The 5,883-nt window shown below is 69.3% G+C and carries 3 protein-coding genes; 1 reads left to right on the top strand and 2 read right to left on the bottom strand.

What is annotated here, in order from left to right:
- Positions 1-31: 31 nt before the first annotated feature.
- Together ABD250_RS06315 and ABD250_RS06310 are read right to left on the bottom strand one after the other, a co-directional pair.
- Positions 32-2,221 (bottom strand): 3-hydroxyacyl-CoA dehydrogenase NAD-binding domain-containing protein, encoded by a 2,190-nt coding sequence (locus ABD250_RS06315; protein ID WP_182640747.1) that lies wholly within the window; start codon positions 2,219-2,221, stop codon positions 32-34.
- 41 nt (positions 2,222-2,262) lie between these two features.
- Entirely contained in the window at positions 2,263-3,474 is a 1,212-nt protein-coding gene (locus ABD250_RS06310; protein ID WP_182640748.1) for an acetyl-CoA C-acetyltransferase, read from the bottom strand.
- 190 nt (positions 3,475-3,664) lie between these two features.
- Between ABD250_RS06310 and malQ the strand changes: the two genes are divergently transcribed.
- A complete protein-coding gene (gene malQ, locus ABD250_RS06305; RefSeq protein ID WP_338404157.1) occupies positions 3,665-5,815 on the top strand; it encodes a 4-alpha-glucanotransferase in 2,151 nt (716 codons plus the stop codon).
- Positions 5,816-5,883 lie beyond the last annotated feature (68 nt).

Genomic DNA, 5,883 nt, shown 5'->3' with positions numbered 1-5,883 from the left:
TGTCGAGCGGACCGCTCGGCCGGTGGCCTGTTCAGTTCTGCTCGGCAGCCGCCTTCTTCAACGACTCGGTGGGCGCGAAGCGCTCGCCGTACTTGGCGGCCAGTTCCTCGGCTCGGGCGACGAAACCCTTGTAGCCCGAGGCGACGTGCTCGCCGGGTGCGGCGTAGTTCTTGGCGTACTGGCGGGTCCCGCCCGTCCACGCCGGGAACCCGATGCCGATGATGGACCCGATGTTGGCGTCGGCGTCGTCGACGATCACGCCCTCGTCCACACACTTCTGCGTCTCGAGCACCTCGGCGAACAGCATGCGGTCCACCAGGTCCTGCAGCGGGGGCGCGTTCTCCGGGGAGGTGTCGAACGCCTCCCGCAGGCCCGGCCAGAGGCCGGCGCGCTTACCGTCGGCGTACTCGTAGAAGCCTGCGCCGGCGGCACGGCCGGAACGCTCCAGCTCCTCGACCATCTTGAGGATCACCCGGTCGACCGCGTCGGGCACGAACTCCTGCCCGGCGGCCTCCGCCGCCTCGCGGGTGGCCTGACGGATCTTGACCATCAGGTTGAGGTTCAGCTCGTCGGACAACTGCAGCGGCGCCGCCGGGTATCCGGCGATGCGACCGGCCTGCTCGATGGTCGAGGGCTCGATGCCCTCGGCCAGCATCCCGATGGCCTCGTTGACGAACGTGCCGATCACGCGCGAGGTGTAGAAGCCACGGGAGTCGTTGACCACGATCGGGATCTTGCGGATCTGCAGGGTGAGGTCGATCGCCTTGGCCAGCGTCTCGGGCGTGGTCTTCTCGCCCGAGATGATCTCCACGAGCTGCATCTTGTCGACCGGGGAGAAGAAGTGCAGGCCGATGAAGTCCTCGGGCCGCTTGACGCCGGTCGCGAGGTCGGTGATGGGCAGGGTGGAGGTGTTGGAACCGAGCAACGCGTCGGGGGCGACGATGTCCTCGATCTCCTGGAAGACCTTCCGCTTCAGGTCCGGGGACTCGAAGACGGCCTCGATCACGAGGTCGCAGCCGGCGAGGGCCTGCGGGTCCGTCGTGGGTGTGATGCGGGCGAGCAGTGCGTCGGACTTCTCCTGGGTGGTGCGCCCACGCTCGAGCGCCTTGGCCTCGATGCTCTCGGAGTACGCCTTGCCCTTGTCGGCGGAGGCCTGCTCGACATCCTTGAGCACGACCTCGATGCCGGCCTTGGCGCAGACGTAGGCGATGCCCGCGCCCATCATGCCGGCTCCCAGGACTCCGACCTTGGTGAACTGCGTCCGGGGGATCTCCGAACCGTCGGCGGCCTTGGGCCGCGCTCCCCCCGAGGAGCAGTGCTGCATGTCGAAGAAGAAGGCCTGGATCATGTTCTTGGCCACGACGCCGGTCACCAGCGAGACGAAGTAGCGCGCCTCGATCTTCTCCGCGGTGGCGAAGTCCACCTGCGAGCCCTCGACGGCCGCGGCCATGATGGCACGCGGCGCCGGGGAGGGCGCGCCCTTGGTCTGCTTGCGCATGTTCGCGGGGAAGGACGGCAGGACGCCGGCCAGTGCGGGGTCCTTGATCGTGCCGCCGGGGAGCTTCCACCCCTTGCGGTCCCACGGCTGGGTGGCCTCGGGCTCGGTGCCGATCCACGCCTTGGCGGCGTCGATCAACTGCTCGGGGGCCACGACCTCGTCGACGAGGCCGGCCTCGAGCGCCTTGGCCGGCGCGAAGGACCGACCGGACATGAGGATGTTGGGCACGGCCTGGGCCAGGCCGAACATGCGGACGGTCCGGACGATCCCGCCGCCACCCGGCAGCAGACCGAGGGTGACCTCGGGCAGGCCGACCTTGGCGCCGCGGGCGTCGGCCATGACGCGGTGGTGGCACGCGAGCGCGAGCTCGAGGCCGCCACCCAGGGCCGCACCGTTGATGGCGGCCACGACCGGGACCCCGAGGGTCTCGAGGGCGCGCATCCGGCCCTTGATCTCCATGGACCGCTCGAACAGCTGCTCGGCGTCCTCGGGGCCCGCCGTGATCATGGACTTGAGGTCGCCGCCACCGAAGAAGCTCTTCTTGGCGGAGGTCAGGACGACGCCCTTGATGGAGTCCTTCTCGGCCTCGATGCGGCCGACGGTCTCCGAGAAGTCGTCGATGAAACGGGCGTTCATGGTGTTCGCGCCGTGGTCGGGGTCATCCATGGTGAGGGTGACGATGCCGTCGCCGTCCTGCTCCCACCGGAACATGTTTTCGCTCACTGGTTCTCTACTCCTCAAGGCTGTGGTGTCGGTGGTGCGGATCAGACGCGCTCGATGATGGTGGCGACTCCCATGCCGCCGCCCACGCAGAGCGTGATGAGGGCGCGCTTGCCGCCGGTCCGCTCGAGCTCGTCGAGCACGGTGCCGGTGATCATGGCGCCGGTCGCACCGAGGGGGTGGCCCATGGCGATCGCTCCGCCGTTGACGTTGAGCTTCTCGTCGGGGATGTTCATGTCCTTCTGGAACCGCAGGACGACGGAGGCGAAGGCCTCGTTGAGCTCCCAGAGATCGATGTCGTCAGAGGTGAGGCCGGCGATCTCGAGAGCCTTCTTCGCTGCCGGGGTCGGGCCGGTGAGCATGATGGTGGTGTCGGCGCCGGAGGTGGCCGCGGCCACGACACGGGCGCGCGGCGTCATGTTCATCTCCTTGCCGGCCTTCTCCGAACCGACCACCACGAGCGCGGCGCCGTCGACGATGCCGGACGAGTTGCCACCGTGGTGGACGTGGTTGATCTCCTCGACCCAGTGGTACTTCTGCAGCGCGACGGCGTCGAAGCCACCCATGTCGCCGACCATGGCGAACGACGGCGTGAGGCCGGCCAGCTTCTCGACGGTGGTGCCCGGACGCATGTGCTCGTCGTGGTCGAGAATGGTGACGCCGTTGATGTCCTTGACCGGGACGACCGACTTGGTGAACCGGCCCTCCTCCCACGCCTGGGCGGCGAGCCGCTGCGAGCGCTCGGCGTAGCGGTCCACGTCCTCGCGGGTGAAGCCCTCGAGGGTGGCGATGAGGTCGGCACCGATCCCCTGCGGGGAGAAGTACGTGTCGTAGTTGGTGGCCGGGTCCAGGGCCCAGGCCCCGCCGTCGGTGCCCATCGGGACACGCGACATGGACTCGACGCCGCCGGCGAGGACGACCTCGTCCCATCCGGAGCGGATCTTCTGGGCGGCCATGTTGATGGTGGTCAGGCCGGATGCGCAGAAGCGGTTGATCTGTACGCCGGCCACGGTGTCGGGCATCTTGGCGGCCAGCGCGGCGATGCGCGGCAGATCCATGCCCTGGTCACCGAGGGGGGTGACGATTCCGTAGATGATGTCCGAGATCCGGTTCTCGTCGAGGTCGGGGAACCGACGCCGCATTTCTTCGATGAGACCGACGACCAGGTCGATCGGCTTGACCCCGTGCAGAGCGCCGCCAGGCTTGCCCTTGCCTCGCGGAGTCCGGATGGCGTCGTAGATGAATGCCTCGGTCATGGGTTGTCCACGGCCTTTCTCTGGGCGGAACTGATACGTGTTCGAACTCAGGTTACGTTGTCCACCCAACGCGCGCGGAGTGCGGTCCGTTTTTGTCGACCCGCACCCCGCGCGCTCCGATGGCACAGTGGACCGTGACTGTCCGCGGCGTCCCGGCAGGGGCGCCGCCCGACCCGACGCGAGGACCCCCGTGACCGTGACCGACGCCGTACCCCCCGCCCTGGTCGAGCTCGCCGAGAGGTGTGGGGTCGCCACGAGCTACACCGATGCGCGCGGAGTCCGACAGGACATCACCGCCCGGACCCTGCGCGCGGTTCTGGCCGCGATGGGCGTCCGGGCCGGCGATGACGACGACGAGAGCGGCACCACGGCCCGTGAGGCCCTCGAGGAGAATCGTCTGCGGCCGTGGCGGCGGGTGCTCCCACCGACGATAGTGGCGAGGCGGGGGGCGAGCGCCAGGTGCGCGGTTCATGTCCCACGCGGTGCCACGGTGACGCTGTCGGCCCATCTCGAGGACTCGGCCGCACCGCTCGATGTGGAACTCCCCGACACCCCTGCCGAGTCGATGGAGGTCGACGGCGTGCTCGTCGACCGCGTCGAACTCGACCTCCCCGCCTCCCTCCCCCTCGGATGGCATCGGCTCGTCGCCGTGGTCTCCGACCCGTCAGCTCCCGGATCCCGGACGGTCGAGTCCACCCTGCTGGTGGCCCCGCAATCGATACCGGTTCCCGCGGACCTCACGCGACGCCGCGCGGCCGGTCTGGCCGCGCAGATCTACCAGGTCCGGTCCGAGCAATCGTGGGGGGTCGGGGACCTGGCCGATCTGGCCGACCTCGCCGGCTGGGCGGGCCGGGACCTCGGAGCCGACTTCGTCCTGGTCAACCCGATGCACGCCGGGGAGCCGTTCCCGCCGGTGGAGCCGTCCCCGTACCTACCCACCACGCGTAGGTTCGCCTCGCCTCTGTATCTCCGTCCCGAGCAGATTCCGGAGTACACCGCCCTGGCGGATGAGGACAGGCGGAGAATCGATGATCTCGCGCGGTCACAGCACCCGCACAACTCCCGGGACACCATCGACCGCGACTCCTCCTGGAGTGCCAAGCTCGATGCGCTGCGGATGGTGTTCTCGGCTCCCCTGTCGGATGATCGGGCACGGGAGTTCGACGCCTTCGTCGTCGAACAGGAACCCGGTCTCCATCGCTTCGCCACGTGGTGCGCGCTGGCGGCCGAGGCGGGCCCGGACTGGTCGCGGTGGCCCGAGGATCTCCGGGATCCGGACTCCGACGCGGTGGCGCGCTACGCGCACGACCACGCGGAGGAGGTCCGTTTCCACCAGTGGTTGCAGTGGCAGGTCGCTCAACAGCGTGCAGGGGCGCAGAGGGCGGCCCTGTCGGCGGGGATGCGTCTGGGCATCCTGCACGACCTCGCCGTCGGGGTTCATCCCACCGGCGCCGACGCCTGGGCCCTCCACCGCTCACTGGCACGCGGGGTCACCGTGGGCGCGCCGCCGGACGCCTACAACCAGCTGGGCCAGGACTGGTCTCAACCCCCGCTGCGACCGGACGCGCTCGCCGAGGATGGCTACCGACCGTTCCGGGACATCGTGCGCGCTGCGCTGCGGGACTCGGGAGGGATCCGGATCGACCACGTCCTCGGGCTCTTCCGACTCTGGTGGATACCGTCGGGACTCGCGCCCACCGAGGGAACCTATGTGCGCTACGACCACGAGGCGATGATCGGGGTCCTCGCTCTGGAGGCGTCACGTGCCGGAGCCGTGGTCGTGGGAGAGGACCTGGGGACCGTCGCACCGGGGGTTCGGGAGGAACTGTCCGAGCGAGGAGTCATGGGAACCTCGGTGATGTGGTTCGAGCAGGAGGATGGCCGGCCGACGCCTCCGGAGGACTACCGGCGACTGTGCATGGCCTCGGTGACGACCCACGACCTCCCCCCGACTGCAGGTTATGTCGATCTCGTCCACGTCGACGTCCGCGAGGAGCTGGGCCAGCTGACGGGCGATGCGGAGCAGGAGCGCCTCGATGCCGCGGCCGAGATCCGTTCCTACACCGAGGCGGTCAGGCAGCGCGGTCTCCTCGAGGGCGACAGCCCGGAAGACCTGGTGGTGGCGCTCCACGCCTTCCTGTCCGCGGCGCCCTCTCTCCTGTACGCCGTGTCCGTCGCCGACCTGGCTGGAGATCGCCGGCCGGTCAACATGCCGGGGACGTCCGAGGAGTACCCCAACTGGCGTGTCCCGCTCACCGACAGCCGGGGTGCGGTGGTCTCCGTGGAGGGACTACGTGACTCCGGCCTTGCGGGGCGGGTGTGGGGCGCGGTGGCCCGGTGAAGGTGGGGTGGTATGACGAGAGCCCCCGGGTCGCGTGATGCGATCCGGGGGCTCTCGTGTGAAGTTGT

This window comes from Dietzia cercidiphylli, assembly GCF_039531545.1.
GTDB lineage: Bacteria > Actinomycetota > Actinomycetes > Mycobacteriales > Mycobacteriaceae > Dietzia > Dietzia natronolimnaea.
This window is presented reverse-complemented; position numbering and strand designations above follow the sequence as displayed.

What these genes read in the sequence shown, in the direction of transcription:
- ABD250_RS06310 (WP_182640748.1), bottom strand. Translation starts at nt 3,474, where the DNA reads ATGACCGAGGCATTCATCTACGACGCCATCCGGACTCCGCGAGGCAAG.